The 15,519-nt window shown below is 45.2% G+C and carries 13 protein-coding genes; 9 read left to right on the plus strand and 4 right to left on the minus strand.

What is annotated here, in order from left to right; all coding sequences use genetic code 11:
• Positions 1 to 87 precede the first annotated feature (87 nt).
• Entirely contained in the window at positions 88 to 1,479 is a 1,392-nt protein-coding gene (locus ACAM37_RS00880) for a patatin-like phospholipase family protein (RefSeq protein ID WP_203172383.1), read from the plus strand.
• A 91-nt stretch (positions 1,480 to 1,570) separates the two neighbouring features.
• Here the strand turns inward: ACAM37_RS00880 and dapC are convergent, their stop codons facing one another.
• From dapC to parC, 3 genes are all read right to left on the minus strand, one after another.
• Entirely contained in the window at positions 1,571 to 2,779 is a 1,209-nt protein-coding gene (dapC, locus tag ACAM37_RS00885) for a succinyldiaminopimelate transaminase (RefSeq protein WP_369626318.1), read from the minus strand.
• A 178-nt stretch (positions 2,780 to 2,957) separates the two neighbouring features.
• Complete coding sequence (locus ACAM37_RS00890) at positions 2,958 to 3,323, minus strand: hypothetical protein (RefSeq protein WP_007115636.1); 366 nt, start codon at positions 3,321 to 3,323, stop codon at positions 2,958 to 2,960.
• A gap of 196 nt (positions 3,324 to 3,519) precedes the next feature.
• The gene (parC, locus tag ACAM37_RS00895) at positions 3,520 to 5,772 is read right to left on the minus strand and encodes a DNA topoisomerase IV subunit A (RefSeq protein ID WP_369626319.1); all 2,253 of its coding nucleotides are present in this window, start codon (positions 5,770 to 5,772) and stop codon (positions 3,520 to 3,522) included.
• 507 nt (positions 5,773 to 6,279) lie between these two features.
• On the opposite strand from parC, the gene ACAM37_RS00900 reads away from it, so the two are divergent.
• From ACAM37_RS00900 to ACAM37_RS00920, 5 genes are all read left to right on the plus strand, one after another.
• Positions 6,280 to 8,001 (plus strand): AMP-binding protein, encoded by a 1,722-nt coding sequence (locus ACAM37_RS00900; protein ID WP_369626807.1) that lies wholly within the window; start codon positions 6,280 to 6,282, stop codon positions 7,999 to 8,001.
• A 170-nt stretch (positions 8,002 to 8,171) separates the two neighbouring features.
• A complete protein-coding gene (locus ACAM37_RS00905) occupies positions 8,172 to 9,863 on the plus strand; it encodes an AMP-binding protein (protein WP_369626808.1) in 1,692 nt (563 codons plus the stop codon).
• A gap of 132 nt (positions 9,864 to 9,995) precedes the next feature.
• Positions 9,996 to 10,712: a ribonuclease PH gene (gene rph, locus ACAM37_RS00910; RefSeq protein WP_369626320.1), complete on the plus strand. Its 717-nt coding sequence runs from the start codon at positions 9,996 to 9,998 to the stop codon at positions 10,710 to 10,712.
• 73 nt (positions 10,713 to 10,785) lie between these two features.
• Entirely contained in the window at positions 10,786 to 11,268 is a 483-nt protein-coding gene (locus ACAM37_RS00915) for a hypothetical protein (protein ID WP_369626321.1), read from the plus strand.
• 178 nt (positions 11,269 to 11,446) lie between these two features.
• A complete protein-coding gene (locus ACAM37_RS00920) occupies positions 11,447 to 12,010 on the plus strand; it encodes a c-type cytochrome (RefSeq protein ID WP_369626322.1) in 564 nt (187 codons plus the stop codon).
• Positions 12,011 to 12,065: 55 nt separating this feature from the next.
• Here the strand turns inward: ACAM37_RS00920 and ACAM37_RS00925 are convergent, their stop codons facing one another.
• Positions 12,066 to 12,854, minus strand: a complete 789-nt coding sequence (locus ACAM37_RS00925; protein WP_369626323.1) for an elongation factor P hydroxylase — start codon at positions 12,852 to 12,854, stop codon at positions 12,066 to 12,068.
• Positions 12,855 to 12,998: 144 nt separating this feature from the next.
• On the opposite strand from ACAM37_RS00925, the gene ACAM37_RS00930 reads away from it, so the two are divergent.
• The 3 genes from ACAM37_RS00930 to fabD all read left to right on the plus strand — a co-directional run bounded on the left by ACAM37_RS00930 (position 12,999) and on the right by fabD (position 15,505).
• Complete coding sequence (locus ACAM37_RS00930; protein ID WP_203172375.1) at positions 12,999 to 13,631, plus strand: YceD family protein; 633 nt, start codon at positions 12,999 to 13,001, stop codon at positions 13,629 to 13,631.
• Between the two features lie 244 nt (positions 13,632 to 13,875).
• The gene (rpmF, locus tag ACAM37_RS00935) at positions 13,876 to 14,061 is read left to right on the plus strand and encodes a 50S ribosomal protein L32 (protein ID WP_007115626.1); all 186 of its coding nucleotides are present in this window, start codon (positions 13,876 to 13,878) and stop codon (positions 14,059 to 14,061) included.
• Positions 14,062 to 14,497: 436 nt separating this feature from the next.
• On the plus strand, positions 14,498 to 15,505 hold the full coding sequence (fabD, locus tag ACAM37_RS00940; RefSeq protein WP_472826332.1) for an ACP S-malonyltransferase: 1,008 nt from the start codon (positions 14,498 to 14,500) through the stop codon (positions 15,503 to 15,505).
• The last annotated feature ends 14 nt before the right edge of the window (positions 15,506 to 15,519 follow it).

Below are 15,519 nucleotides of genomic sequence, written 5' to 3' on the forward strand. Positions count from 1 at the left end.
TCGCTATAAAATCTTGCTACAATACTTGAGTGATATATCTTCTATACTAGATAAAAAAACAATATATTTATGGATGATGAGATTATTATGTCAACTAGAAAAACCATTTCCACACCTGCACAACCACCCCAGCCGGTAACTGATACTTCATCACCAATCACGGCGATAGAACCGCCAAACCCAAACCCCACTCAACCCACACCACAAGGCACGCCACCACTCAAAGAACTGGTCAAACAATACGATAGCGTGTCATTGCTGCTGCAAGGTGGCGGTGCGCTTGGTGCCTACCAAGCAGGGATTTATGAAGGATTGCATAAACAAGGCATCAAAATCGACCGTATCTCAGGTATTTCAATCGGCGCGCTCAATACCGCCATCATCGCAGGTAACCGTCCAGAGAACCGCTTGGCAGCGCTGCAAGGATTTTGGAACACCATCACCCATCGTAACTACACCCCTGCAGGGCTGAACATCTACCGTCAAACGGCCAATGAGCTAGATAAACTTAGCAAGATTGACATGGTAAGCCATTTTATGCCGTGGATATTTGAAAATGGCTTTTTAAAGCAGCAACTGCGGGTGATGGAATCTACCGCTGAGGCTTGGCAAACCATGATTGAAGGACAGCGTGGCTTTTTTAAACCGCGTTATTTTGTGCCGTATGACACCACCCCCAATCACTTAAGCTATTATACCACCGACAAGCTGCGCGAAACCCTGGAGCGTTATTGTGATTTAAAACTGGTCAATGACGTCAATCGGATGAAAGTGTCGGTGTCTGCGGTCAATGTGCGTAACGGTAACTTTGCCATTTTTAGCAATGAAAATGAAGAACTGCACTACGATCACTTTATTGCATCGGGCGCACTGCCGCCAGGTTTTCCAGCGGTTGAGATTGATGGGGAGTATTATTGGGATGGCGGATTGGTGTCCAATACGCCGCTCAATGAAATCTTAAGCCATGAAGAGCACCTCAAGCAATTGATTTTCCAAGTGGATTTGTGGAATGCCAAGGGCACGGTGCCAGAGAATATGATGGAGATTGACGAGCGCATCAAAGACATTCAATACTCTAGCAAAACCCGCATGGTTACTGACTTTATGGCGCAAAAGTTGCGTTATACGCGCCTTATCAAAGAGTTACTTAAAATCATCGATGACGATGCTAAAGTTGATAAAGTTGAAGAACTGTGCGTCAATAAAGCCCGCGAAATGACAGAAGTCGGTGTCAAAAACGTGATTCATCTGATTTATCACAAAAAGACTTATGAGCGCGGCTATAAAGACTACGAGTTTAGTGGCTCGACCATGCAAGAGCACTGGGAAAGTGGTCTACAAGATATTGAGAACACGTTTCGCCACCCAGATTGGTTTATGCTACCTGAAACCGATGACATCTTTGTCAGCCATGATATTCACCAAAAACGCAAACGACTGGCACAGGTCAGTACCTTGCTAAAAAATCTTGAAGACTAGCAGTCATTGTACGTTGAATCTTTACAAGCGGAAGGCTTACAAAAAAGTAAAAAAAGTGATGGTATCTAGCCATCACTTTTTTTATGAAAAATTACACCAAATTTGATAAGTCTAAGCTCAGCAATCTATCAATCGCCTCGCTGCTTTGTGCGATATCTGCGACCAATGCCATGCGCACATGGTTTTTACCAGCGTTACCGCTGTTCTTTTGGTATGGGGGCGTATCGCGAGATAGGTAACGCCCTGCGAGCGCATGGATATTTAGCTGTTCATAAATCACTTTGACAAACTGCTCATCATCTTGTACCGGCAACCAAAAATAAAAACCGGCATCAGGACGGCGTAGGGGTAATTTGTCTGACAGCTTGTCCATCCATAAATCAAACTTTTGGCGATATAGTTTGCGGTTTTCTGCCACATGGGCTTCATCTTGCCACGCGGTAATCGAAGCGAGCTGATGATGAATCGGCATCGCACAGCCTTGATAAGTGCGGTACTGGGCATACGGCGCTAGTAGCTTGGCATCACCTGCCACAAATCCTGAGCGCATGCCAGGTAGGTTGGAGCGTTTTGACAGCGAATGAAACACCACGCAATTGGCAAAATCATCGCGGCCGAGTTTGGCGCAGACTTCAAGTAGTCCAATTGGCGGCGTATCGAAGTACAGCTCACTGTAGCACTCGTCACTGGCTAGGATAAAGTCGTATTTATCCGATAACTCAACCAGACGTTGCCACTGCGCCATATCCATCACCGAGCCAGTTGGGTTGTTTGGACTACATACAAAGACCAGTTGGGTCTTCTCCCAAACCTCGCTTGGCACGCTGTCATAATCACCGACAAAGTTATTGCCCGCGGTACAATTGACAAAATACGGCTGTCCCCCAGCGAGCAGCGTCGCCCCTTCATAAATCTGATAAAACGGATTGGGCATCACCACGTAAGGTCGTTTGCTATCCTCACGGTCAAACGCCGCTTGCACAAAACTAAATAGCGCCTCACGTGTACCCATCACCGGTAACACTTGGGTGTCGGCATTTAATTGTTTGACCTGAAAACGGCGCTGTACCCAATCGGCAATCGCTTGGCGCAGCTCGGGCAAACCGTTGGTGGTGGGGTAATTTTGAATTTTAGCTAGATTGTCTTTGATGACGTCTAACACAAACTGTGGCGGCGTGTGCTGCGGCTCACCGATACCCAGTTTAATCGGGGCATAGTCTGGGTTTGGGGTGATGCCTTGTAGCAAGGTTGCCATCTTGGCAAACGGATAAGGATGCAAAAGTTGTAATTGCGGATTCATAAGGGGTTGGCTATCCATATATTCGAGAGAGCTAATTTTAAAATACTGGGATTTTAAAAGTACTGGGATTTTAAAAACACTCTGATTTTAAAAATACTGTGAAAAATGAGGTTACTTTACCCCGAATCGCTGGGTTTGCCAAGATTGAACCAAAAGTTTGCTAAAAGTTGATACTCAATTAACGTTTTGAACCATGAGCTTGGGCACTATTTCGCTCAAAGTTTCGCTCAAAAAAATGGGTAAAGGTGAGTATCAAGGTAAAAAGAGTGGGGAAAAAGCAGGTGTTTACTATATCATGCACACTGCCTTGCCAGTACCAGTGCTTGTCAATTATAAGCTGGTCATGTCTGTCTAGCACTTCACCCATGCTGGCAGCAGCAATCACCGTGAATAAGGCGATAAACCAACGGTAACGGTGATTTTTAAAAAGTAGACTTGTGATAAGAAATACCCCAATGCCAACGTAAATATGTAGGGCATCTCGCTCTAAGCCTGTGAAGCTAACGATATGGGTTTTGATGTCTTGGAATACGGAGTCGTACATAGAAAGTTTGATTTTGATTGAAAGTTGGCAGAGCATAGCGATTTTCTGCCAACGGTTAAATACGGTTTTTGTGTTGAATTATTACGAGACTTTAAGCACAAAAGATAAGCATAAAAAATGCCTTTAACAAAAGGCATTGATTCAACAGCGAATGAGCTAAACTAAATTAATTAGAACTAAATCAGCTAAAGCTTAATTAACTAGCTTTGCTGATAGCACTCACCTTTTGAAACCCTTTTGGCAAGAGTGCGCCGCGTCGACCGCGTGTACCCATAAAATTGGCAATATCCATCGGTTTGAGCGTCAACGTGCGTTTACCACTGTCCAATGACAAACTATCCCCTTCGCTAAAGGTGGTGATGGCGACCACGCTGTCACCGTCTTTTAAATCAATCAGCTTATTGCCTTTGCCTTTTTTCATCATCGGTAACTCAGTCAATGGGTATACCAGCAAATGCCCTGCCGAGCTGACCACGCCAACTAGCGTATCTTGCTCACCAATTTGGTGGGTTATTAAACTACAGGCGTCATCAAAATTAATCACGTTTTTGCCCGCTTTTTGGTTGGTATCAAGATCAGCAAAAGTGTTAATAAAGCCATAGCCTTGTGAGCTTGCCATGATGAGCTTACTGTCATCTTGCCCCATCAGCACATTGACAAAACTTGCCCCGCCCGTGGGTTTTAGCAGGCTGGTAAGCGGCTCGCCTTGTCCCCGCGCAGAGGGCAGAGTATGGGCATCGAGGCGATAGCTGCGACCGGTGTTATCCATGAGATAGACTTTTTCATTGGATTTGCCTTGCGCATGGGCAAGGTAGGCATCGCCTGAACGGTAATTCATATTGGCGGCATCGACATCGTGCCCTTTGGCAGAGCGAATCCAGCCTGATTTTGACACGATGACCGTTACAGGCTCGCTTGGAGCTAGGTCAGTTTCTTTAAGTGCGGTGGCTTCCGTGCGTTCTACAATCGGCGATTGGCGTTTGTCGCCATGCTCTTTCATATCGGCAGTGAGCTCTTCAATCATTAAACCCGTCAATTTGTCTGGGTTGTTCAAGTATGCTTCGATTTGGGCTTTTTCTGCTTCTAGGTCACTTTGTTCACGTTTGAGCTCAATTTCTTCAAGGCGTGCCAATTGACGCAGACGAATATCCAAAATCGCATTGGCTTGGATTTCAGTCAAATCATAGCGCGTCATCAATTCTGCTTTTGGGTCGTCTTCCTCACGGATGATACGGATGACTTCATCAATATGCAGATAGGCAATCAGCAAACCTGCCAAGATATGCAGGCGCTGCTCGATTTTATCCAAGCGGTATTGCAGACGGCGCGTGACAGTATCCCGGCGCACAGACAGCCATTCGGTGAGAATGGTGAGCAGTGATTTGACTTGGGGTTTGCCATTGGTGCCAATCATATTGAGATTAACGCGGTAATTACTCTCAAGGTCGGTACTGGCAAACAAATGGCTCATCATCGGCTCGATATCAACACGGTTGGAGCGCAGTTCAAGCACGATACGGCAAGCGTTTTGGTGGTCGGATTCGTCATGGATGTCTGTTACCCAAGGCAGTTTTTTGGCATTGATTAAATTGGCAATTTGCTCAATGATTTTATTGCCGGAGATTTGATAGGGTAGCGCATCGATGATGACTAAGTTTTTTTCTTTGTCATCAACATGATAAGTAGCGCGCATTTTGTAGCTACCACGACCCGTTTTATATAGCTGTAGCAAATCCTCAGGCGAGGTGATGATTTCTGCTTTGGTCGGCAAATCGGGGGCAGGGATGTACTTTGCCAGCTCTTTTTCCGTCATTGTGGGTTTTTTAAGTAGCGCAATACAGCCTTTGACCACTTCAGACAAGTTATGCGGCGGAATATCGGTTGCCATACCGACCGCAATGCCGGTTGTGCCGTTGAGCAAGATGTTCGGTAGGCGGGCAGGCAAGGTGACGGGTTCTTGCAAGGTGCCGTCAAAGTTGTCTTGCCAATCGACAGTGCCTTGACCAAGCTCGTTTAGCAAGGTATTGGCATAAGCCGATAGCTTGGCTTCGGTATAGCGCATCGCAGCGAAGGATTTTGGGTCGTCGGGCGAGCCGAAGTTGCCTTGACCGCTAATGAGTGGATAACGGTAGCTAAACGGTTGGCTCATCAACACCATGGCTTCATAACAGGCGGAGTCGCCATGCGGATGGTATTTACCAATGACGTCACCGATAGTGCGCGCTGATTTTTTGGGTTTGGCCGTATTTTTGAGCCCAAGCTCGCTCATCGCATACACGATACGGCGCTGCACAGGTTTTAACCCGTCGGCAACGTGTGGCAATGCCCGGTCCATGATGACGTACATCGCATAGTTCAGATACGCGTTTTCGGTAAATTCAGCGACTGAGCGAGTGGGGTTATTCAAATCGTTTGGTTTGGTAATTTTTGCTACAAGGGTATCAGACATAATGGTTACTTAATCAATGACAAAAAATAAAAGAGTAAAAGAAAGTGCAAAAGAGAGATAAGAAGTATGGGGAAATATCATAAAGCTTGAGAGTAGAAAAACAAGTGCTAATCCATGACATGGCAAATTTGCCCAGTTTTACACGTCAAAATGTGTCGCAAAAACGCCTCTTAAAGATAATTAGACTCTGTAGCTGCTTTAACGGTCAAATAACGGATAACTATTTCGATGCGAAATCATTTTTATCATCCCATAAGTACAGAGAATAGGCTTGAGAATTGAGTAAATATTTAGTATGTTAATAACACATTTGGCCGCGATTTTTAATATAATTTTTAGTAGTGGGATGGACCTTTTTATAAAAATTCTTTTAATTATCAATATGCTATTCGCTGATAGACCGCATACCTAAGGAAAACATTTCTCATGAATGAATCAACCACCTCAGCTCAAACCCCTGACAACAATACCCAATACAATGCGCCCATCGATACTCCCATCGATACTATGGAAGCGCAGCCACATGCGCCAAAGCTTACCGATCATCATGAGAAACCTTGGTTAAAGACTTACCAGCATTACGGCATGAACTATAACATGCAAATGCCCGGTGACGAAGTTAACCTAATGAATGTTTTTGAAAAGAATTTCGAACAATTCAATGGTAGTGATGCCTTTGTGTGTATGGGTAGTAGCATGACCTATCGTCAGCTAGATACTTATAGCCGCCAAATCGCGGCGTATTTGCAGGGTTTGGGTCTAAAAAAAGGCGATACCGTTGCGGTCATGATGCCAAATATCTTGCAATACCCAGTGTGTATGATTGGTATCATCCGCGCAGGTTTTATCTTGGTCAATGTCAACCCACTATACACCGCTCATGAATTAGCCCATCAGTTAGAAGACTCGCAAGCCAAAGCGTTATTTATTGTTGAAAACTTTGCCAAAACCTATCAAGATATCGGCAAAAAAATGGTTGATCACGTTATCGTCTGTTCAATCGGTGATTTGATGGGTACGTTCAAAGGTATGCTAGTCAATACCGTGGTCAAGTATGTCAAAAAAGCCATTCCAGCTTGGCAAATTAACGGGCATGTGACCTTTAAGAGTGTTATCAAGCAAGCGTCTGCCAGTCGCTATCAGCGCCCAGAGGGTATCAAGGGCAGTGATATTGCGGTACTACAGTATACTGGCGGCACCACAGGGGTTGCCAAAGGTGCGATGCTTACCCACAGTAACTTGGTATCCAATATGCTACAGTGCCAAGAGTTCGCCAGAAAAGTATTCCCCAATCAAATGGTAGGTGAGTACGCCGTCGTTGCCTTACCGCTTTACCATATTTTCTCATTTACCGCCTGTGCGCTACTAGTTATGAACATGGGCTTTACGGGTGTATTGATTCCAAACCCCCGCGACTTGGACAGTTTTGTTAAAGAACTAGCAAAATATAAGCCAGTATTTTTCCCAGCGGTGAACACATTATTTAATGGTTTGGCGCACCACACTGGTTTTCGCGCATTAGACCACAGCAAATTGCGTTTGTCGCTAGGCGGTGGTATGTCGGTATTGCCTTCAACCGCTGAAGAGTGGAAACGTATTACAGGTACCAATATCCTAGAAGGCTACGGCTTGTCCGAAACCTCACCCGTTGCCACCCTAAACCCCTTGGCACAAGAGCAATTTAGCGCCAAAATCGGTATCCCGATGCCCAACACCGACATCAAACTGCTCGATGACAACGGCAATGAAGTCGCAGCAGGTGAGCGTGGTGAGATTGCAGTTAAAGGTCCACAAGTGATGAAAGGCTACTGGCAGCGTCCTGAAGCCACTACAGAAGTAATGACAGCAGACGGTTATTTCAAAACCGGTGACATCGCTGTCATTGATGAGCAAGGCTACTTCAAAATCGTTGACCGTAAAAAAGACATGATTTTGGTATCAGGATTTAATGTTTATCCAAACGAAGTTGAAGAGGTGCTAGCGGCGCATCCCAAAGTGTTGGAAGTCGGGGTAATTGGGGTGCCGAGCGAAAAAAGCGGTGAAGTACCAAAAGCGTTTGTGGTACGTAAAGACCCAAGCCTCACCGAGGAAGAGTTGCTGCAATATGCACGAAGCGAGTTAACGGGTTATAAGCGTCCGCGTAAAGTTGAATTTGTGGATGAATTGCCAAAATCAAACGTTGGCAAAATCCTGCGTAAAGAACTGCGTAAACTTGAAGAAAAAAAGTAAGCTAACACTTGTTGCCAAAACCCAGCTTTTCTATATCAGATTAGTTGGGTTTTTTATTGCATCGCGCCCAATTAACCTTATAAAATTGGGAATATCAATAGGCTGTTACGAGTAATACTGAGTTTATGGATGACGCTATTTTACCAATCAATGGGCGCCCGATGCATGAGATGTATGAATGGGAAGAAAATCAGCAACCGTGGCTGATTAGCTACGAGCGTTATAACATTTGTAGTACCATCGATATGCCAGATGAACAAACGTCGCTGATTGACATGTTAGAAGCGGGGTTTGCTAAACATGCGCGGCAAGTGGCGTATTATTGCGATGATCAGCAGATTACTTACGAGCAGCTAGATAAACTGAGTCTAAAAGTTGCCACTTATTTACAGCAGTTAGGGCTCAAGGTCGGCGATGCTATTGGCGTGATGTTGCCCAATATTTTGCAATATCCTGTGATTACCCTTGGCGTCATCCGTGCTGGCATGGTACTGGTGAGTATGAATCCTTCCTATACCAGCCGCGAGCTTGAGCACCAAATAGATGATGCCGATATCAAGGCGTTGTTTATATTAGATAAATTTATTTATACCTACAAAGACATTGCCGATAATCTTAAACGCGATTTACATCATTTAATCATCTGTCGTTTGGGCGATTTGAAAGGTAAGCTCAAAGGCGCGTTAATCAATCTAGTTTCAGCGACCACCGATTTGCCGCCAAAAGGTAATTGGATTTATTTTAGTCAGTTATTAGCGGGCGCTAGCAAGGCTTATCAACGCCCCAATCTCACGTTATCGAATATCGTATTAATTCAATATACCGGTGGCACCACAGGGACGGCAAAAGGCGCGATGCTCAGTCATGGCAATGTGATTGCCAATTTGCTGCAAATCGATGCGTTGATTCGCAGCGCGTACGATGAAGAAGGGCAAGAAGATATTATTTTGGCGTCGTTGCCACTGTATCATGTATTTTCATTCACCATTTGCTGTGTTTTTATTTTATATCGTGGTTTTGCATCAAGGCTGGTGCCCAATCCACGTGATATCAATGAACTGGTCAATACGCTAAGGCGTACACCGCCGCATTTTATTTTGGGGGTCAATACGCTATTTAGCGCCTTGATACAGCATCCTGAATTTCGAAGGCTCGATTTTTCCCAACTCAAAGCCACCATTGGCGGCGGCATGGCAATCCAACCTAGCGTTGCCAAAAAATGGCACACCATCACAGGGTTACCGATTATCGAAGGCTATGGGCTCTCAGAAACCGCGCCTGTAATTACCTTTAATCCATTAACTATCGCAGAATTCACCAACAAAGTCGGGCTACCCACCCCTGCCACTGACATCATCTTATTGGACAACAACGACCAACCTGTGCGCATTGGCGAACGCGGAGAAATCGCCGTCAAAGGCCCGCAAGTGATGGTGGGGTATCGCAATCTACCTGTCGAGACTGCTAATGCGTTTACCGCAACAGGCTATTTGCGTACAGGCGATATCGGCATCATTGATGAGCGCGGTTTTATCAAAATCGTTGACCGTAAAAAAGACATGATTGTGGTGTCAGGGTTTAATGTCTACCCAAATGAGATTGAGTCGGTGATGCTCGAGCATGCCGATGTGCTCGAGTGCGTGGCGATTGGGGTGCCGAGCGCGACGCGCGGGGAAGAGCCCAAAATATTTGTGGTCAGAAAACACAACCGCGTCACTGCTGAGCAGCTACTGGCGTTTGGTAAACAGCACTTAAGTGGCTATAAACGCCCACGCTATGTCGAGTTTGTCGAGAGTTTGCCCAAGTCCAATGTTGGTAAAATTTTACGTAAAGAGCTGCGTAAACGCGAAGGGCTTGAATAGCAACCTGACATGTTGCCGACGGAATTGTCTTGCTAAAACTGGGTTGGCAAGGTAGCATAAAACCACTGTAATTTTTGCCCATTGCTTAAAAACTATCTACCAAACCGTCAAGGCGGTCTTTTAGGGAATCTTATGCGTATCGATAATCGTGAAAACAACCAACTTCGCCCAATGAGTTTTGTGCGTAACTTTACCAAACATGCCGAAGGCTCCGTGCTGGTCAGCTATGGCGATACCAAAGTGCTATGTACCGCCAGTATCGAAACCCAAGTACCGCGCTGGCTCAAAGGCACAGGTAAAGGCTGGATTACCGCTGAATACGGTATGTTGCCACGTGCGACCCACGAGCGTACCCAACGCGAAGCCGCTAAAGGTAAACAATCAGGTCGTACCCAAGAGATTCAGCGGTTGATTGGCCGTAGCTTACGAGCGATGGTAGATCTTGAAAAGCTTGGGGAAAATACCATCCATATCGACTGTGACGTGCTGCAAGCCGATGGCGGTACTCGTACTGCCAGTATCACCGGTGCGGCTGTGGCATTGGTCGATGCGTTAGAAAAACTGCAAGCCGCCAAAAAACTCAAAGCCGATCCTTTGGTTGGCTTGGTAGCAGCGGTCTCTGTGGGCATCAAAAATGGTGAAGTACTCTTGGATTTGAACTATAGCGAAGACTCAAGCTGTGACACAGATCTTAACGTCGTGATGACGCAAAAAGGCGAGTTTATTGAGATTCAAGGCACTGCCGAAGAAAAACCTTTTACCCGTGCGCAAGTGGACGAAATGCTAGCGATTGCTGAAGAAGGTATCAAACAGCTGATTGCCGAACAACAAGCAGTGCTAGGTTGGTAAAATAGCCTAACAAAACAAGCTGGGCTAGTAAGGGCGTAGGCGCTACGCCCTTGAAATCGTTATAGAGATGATTATGTTAAAAGTCACCGAGACAGGCGTTACCATTGGTTTGCAAAGTCAAGCGGTGACACCAAACAAGCTGACCCAAATACTCTGGATGGGTATCGCCATTGCCGGGGTAGGGCTATTGATGGCATTTAAAATGCTCTCAGTCGCCATCGGCTCGCTGATGATTTTACTAGCCATCATCGCAGGTGTTGCGTGGCAATCATTCAACCGAAAAAAAGAGGTGGCCACTTTGACAGGGGGTGAACTGCGACTGACCCAACAAGGTTTTAGCCATCACCAAGGTGCTAAAGTCACAAGTTATCAATTATTGCCTAGCGATAGCATTGAGCACACAATCGATGGCATGATCATCTACAATGCTGACGGTCTAACCTTGTATCACGTCACAGGTTTTCATGACCCTAAACATATCAAAATCGCCCAAGCCGTCCTACAAGGTAAGCCCATCAAAGCCCAAGGCAAAGCAATCAAACTACAAAGCACTTAATCAAAAAACCACACCCTATCTCACATAGTGGTTAGGCACAGTGGTTAGGCTTAGTTACCAAATCATAATAATTTTTTTGCCAATAATTGTTAAAATCCTTAGAGATGATTAATCCACACTCTGATAATAACATTCATTATTAAACCAATATAAACCAAAAACATGGAAGGAAAGGACGATGTCGACTGCATTAAAATTTGCCACCCCATTTATCGTTGCGATGGCGCTGGTAGGCTGTAATAAAAAAACAGAAAGCACAACCACCACTACTGCTTCAGCGCCTGCTACCACAGTTACCGCTAGCGCCAATGGTGCAACGGCAACCGCTACGGTAAGTACCACAACGACGTCGACCACGGCAGTTGACCCTAACATGACGCCAGAAGACCACAAAAAAGCGCGTGAAAGAATCATGAAAGATTGGAAAAAAACCAACCAAACGATTGGTGCGATGGTCAAAGACCCAAGCAAATTTGATGCCGCGCAAGTCAAAGCCGCCGCCGAGAAACTTAACCAAAATCCTTGGGTGCATTATCCAGAGACAGCCAAAGGCGGTGAAGCAAAAGATGAAATTTGGCGCGATGCTGCAGGGTTCCAACAACAAATTGATAAATTTAAAACCGCTGCCAGTGCCCTCAATGCCGCCGCTGCGACTGCAACCAGTGTTGATGGCATCAAAACCCAATTTGGTGATTTGGGCGCTAGCTGTAAATCCTGTCATGAAAAATATAAAGAAGATTAAGTTTTTATACCCAAAAAAAGGCAGTGTTCAATAACTGCCTTTTTTATTGGCCTAATTAACTTTGATAAAAATTAACTTTGATAAAATTGTGAAAGATATCAAACGAGGTCAATGGTAGCGGGCGCAGTTTGTTTAACTGGCTTAGCAACACTTTGGCATCGGTTGACAGTTTTTGCCCCGTTTGCCAAAACTTCACCGCTTGGGCTTGTACATCGGCTTCAAAAGTGCTCTGACTGGTATCAAAATCAGCAAACAAATTATCTTTAGACACGCTAAAGGGTTTGTTGCAAGCCAGCGTCAATAAACATTCAATCGCTTGCGGCAGAATTTCCACTTGTTCAAACTGTTGCTGCTGCTGCTCATTACGTCCATCAGGCGCATACCAGTAGCCAAAGTCATTGAGCAATCGGCGTTTTTGACCTGCCATACACCAATGGCTAATTTCATGCAAAGCACTGGCAAAAAATCCATGCGCAAACACAATTTTGGCAGGCTCGGTATCGGTCGCGGCAAAATATTCAGGCTCATGCCCGCCTTTGACCAAAATCGTATCACGATGGCAAAACCACAGTTTGAACCAACCTATCAGCCATTGCACTTGTAATGCTTCCACCGATACCCATTGATAGTCAATCAGAGGGCGATTTTTTGTCTTTGATATACTGGCGAGTACGGGCAAAAAATTAACCTTTAATGCTAACTGCGCCCTTTGTTGGTCAATCACAGTGGTGTCCATATCATTGGCTAACACAGGCGCCACCGCGAATTGACTGACAAAAGGCAGCGTCATAAAGGGAAAAATAGCAAGGGTTGGTGCAGATAGTGGCGATAGGTGTGTGGACATAGCAAAAGTAGGGTCGATAAAAATGGCTATTATACAATTTAACCGCCCGCATCGACTAGGAAATCACGCCAACAACATGCTACCATGCAATGGACGTCAGTATGCTTTATACTACAACGCAATATAAATAACAGGAGCGGTGAAATGACGCTACATTCTTCATCAAACGTGCCAGCACAATCATCGCAAGATGTACCAACAACTGCCCCATCCAAAACCGCCAATAACACCACCAGTGAGATTGGCTCTAGTGCCAGCTTGGTCAAGTTTATTGATTTGGCACGTTGGGAGCATAACAACGATAACCATTATCACTGGGAAGGCGAGGTGAGTCTCAAGGATTTACCACGTATCTATGCCTTGGGTGATGAACATCATGACAACGATCAGCCACTGGATGTGATACTAGATATTCAGAAAAAAGGGGACGTGGTATTTTGGCAATTACACACTACGGGCGTGCTTTGGCAAACCTGCCAGCGCTGCCTAGACCCCGTCGCAGTAAGTCTGGATGTCGATAGTGAGCTTGCGCTACTTGAAGATGAAAATCACGTCGCATTGCTTGATGAAGGCACAGAAATCATCCTGATCGATGAGCTAACGGATGACAATAAATTGTGGCTATTACCGATGATTGAAGATGAGTTATTGGTTGATTTGCCATTAGCGCCCAAGCATGATGACTGCGAAATGGCAGTCACTGAGGTAGGCGAGTTACCAGAGGCAGTGGCAGAAAAAGAAAATCCGTTTGCGGTACTGGCAAGCCTAAAAAGCTAATGACAACCACGCCATTATATACGCTATGACATGTAGTAACAAAAACTTGCCACTAAATGTCGGTTAAGGCTTTGCTAAATAGGTTTTTTCACGTATAATATGGCGTTTATAAATTTATCTGATTGTCTGTTCCAATAGTTTGCCTTATATCCATGCCAAATATCGATATCAAGTTGTTTGCATGATGATGTAATGAGGTTAAGGGAACGATGTTTTAATAGCGAGAAGCACAGGAGCTAACCTCATGGCTGTTCAACAAAACCGTAAAAGCCGTTCACGCCGTGATATGCGTCGTTCACACGACCGCATCACAATCAATGCTGTTGCTGTAGATGCAACTACCGGTGAAAAACACATCCGTCACCATGCGACCAAAGACGGTTTTTACCGTGGTCGTCAATTATTCAAAGTAGCAGCCGTTGCTGAATAATTAACGCAAAATGCAGGGCTTTGACATAGCTTAGTATGCATTGGCTAAGCACCAAAAAGGCTGATGATAATTCATCAGCCTTTTTTTGTTTGTTTTTGATGTAAAAATACCTGAAAGAAAAAGCTAGAATTTTTTTTTCAATATGCCATAATAATCAGAGTACAATTGTACACATAAATTTGCTCACTTACTTTGCCTACTGGCTTGATAGTAAGTTATATTATTGCCAGCCAAGTTTGATAAGCCTATAACGTCAATCCAAGCTACTGACGCCATTTTGATTTTGCTGATAACTTTTGGTAAAGTAATCGACCAAAAAATCGCCCAGGCAAATTTTTTTGACCGTATTTTTTAGCGGTCTAGTAGACGCAATACAACATAAGCGGTACAACATAAGCAGTACAATATAATAAGTTAGGACATTATGGATAACCCAATGCAAAGCCAAACCAGCGCAAATCAACCAGCCACTTCATCCCAAGACAATGCTGCATCTATGAAATATGCGGTGATTTTTCCAGGACAAGGCTCGCAGAGTGTGGGTATGCTACAAGATTGGGCAGCCCAGCATCCTACTGTCAAAGCAACGTTTGATGAAGCCTCAACGGCGCTTGGGTTTGACTTGTGGGCGATATGCCAAGGGGCGTCAGGTGCCGCGTCTTTGGATGATACCGCGTATACCCAACCTGCACTATTGACCGCTAGTATGGCGATTTGGCGGGTGCTGCGCGATGAGCTTGATTTACAGCCGGCATATCTTGCAGGGCATTCACTGGGTGAGTACAGTGCGCTGTGTGCCGCTGGGGTATTGAGTTTGGCAGATGCTGTAAAGCTGGTGCATCAACGCGGTCAGTATATGAGCGCCGCCATGCAATCGCAAACAGGTAAAATGGCAGCGATTTTAGGTCTGCCTGATGAAGATGTACAACAAATATGTGACGCTGTGGTAGCGGCGCATACGCAGGCAGTGGTCAGTCCAGCCAATTTTAATGCGCCAGGGCAAGTGGTGATTGCAGGTAATGTGGCAGGCGTGGATTTAGCGTCAGAGAAAATCGTTGCGCTCGGTAAAAAAAGCATGCCGCTTAAAGTCAGTGTACCGTCACATTGCCAACTGATGACACCTGCCACCGATAAGCTTGCCGCAGAATTAGAAAACGTGACATTTAACCCACCCAGTATTCCGGTGATACAAAATCGCCATGCACGGGTAGAAACCGATGTCACTGCAATCAAACACGCCTTGATTGAGCAGCTCAATATGCCCGTGCTATGGTCGACTATTGAGAATAATTTAGCAGACGCGCAAATCAGCTTACAAATCGAATGTGGTAGCGGTAGTGTGCTGACAGGACTAGCCAAACGCCAAGCGCAGAAAATTACCACACTAGCGACCGATACAGTGGCCAAACTAGATAATATAAAACAACAATTATCAGCCCAATAAAAAAACCAAGGAAG

It is taken from the genome of Moraxella sp. K23 (assembly GCF_041154765.1).
In the GTDB taxonomy this organism is placed as follows: Bacteria; Pseudomonadota; Gammaproteobacteria; order Pseudomonadales; family Moraxellaceae; genus Faucicola; species Faucicola tetraodonis.

Coding starts and splice junctions, on each gene's coding strand:
- ACAM37_RS00880 (WP_203172383.1), top strand. CDS start 88: ATGTCAACTAGAAAAACCATTTCCACACCTGCACAACCACCCCAGCCG.
- dapC (WP_369626318.1), bottom strand. CDS start 2,779: ATGAATCCGCAATTACAACTTTTGCATCCTTATCCGTTTGCCAAGATG.
- ACAM37_RS00890 (WP_007115636.1), bottom strand. CDS start 3,323: ATGTACGACTCCGTATTCCAAGACATCAAAACCCATATCGTTAGCTTC.
- parC (WP_369626319.1), bottom strand. CDS start 5,772: ATGTCTGATACCCTTGTAGCAAAAATTACCAAACCAAACGATTTGAAT.
- ACAM37_RS00900 (WP_369626807.1), top strand. CDS start 6,280: ATGGAAGCGCAGCCACATGCGCCAAAGCTTACCGATCATCATGAGAAA.
- ACAM37_RS00905 (WP_369626808.1), top strand. CDS start 8,172: ATGTATGAATGGGAAGAAAATCAGCAACCGTGGCTGATTAGCTACGAG.
- rph (WP_369626320.1), top strand. CDS start 9,996: ATGCGTATCGATAATCGTGAAAACAACCAACTTCGCCCAATGAGTTTT.
- ACAM37_RS00915 (WP_369626321.1), top strand. CDS start 10,786: ATGTTAAAAGTCACCGAGACAGGCGTTACCATTGGTTTGCAAAGTCAA.
- ACAM37_RS00920 (WP_369626322.1), top strand. CDS start 11,447: ATGTCGACTGCATTAAAATTTGCCACCCCATTTATCGTTGCGATGGCG.
- ACAM37_RS00925 (WP_369626323.1), bottom strand. CDS start 12,854: ATGTCCACACACCTATCGCCACTATCTGCACCAACCCTTGCTATTTTT.
- ACAM37_RS00930 (WP_203172375.1), top strand. CDS start 12,999: ATGACGCTACATTCTTCATCAAACGTGCCAGCACAATCATCGCAAGAT.
- rpmF (WP_007115626.1), top strand. CDS start 13,876: ATGGCTGTTCAACAAAACCGTAAAAGCCGTTCACGCCGTGATATGCGT.
- fabD (WP_472826332.1), top strand. CDS start 14,498: ATGCAAAGCCAAACCAGCGCAAATCAACCAGCCACTTCATCCCAAGAC.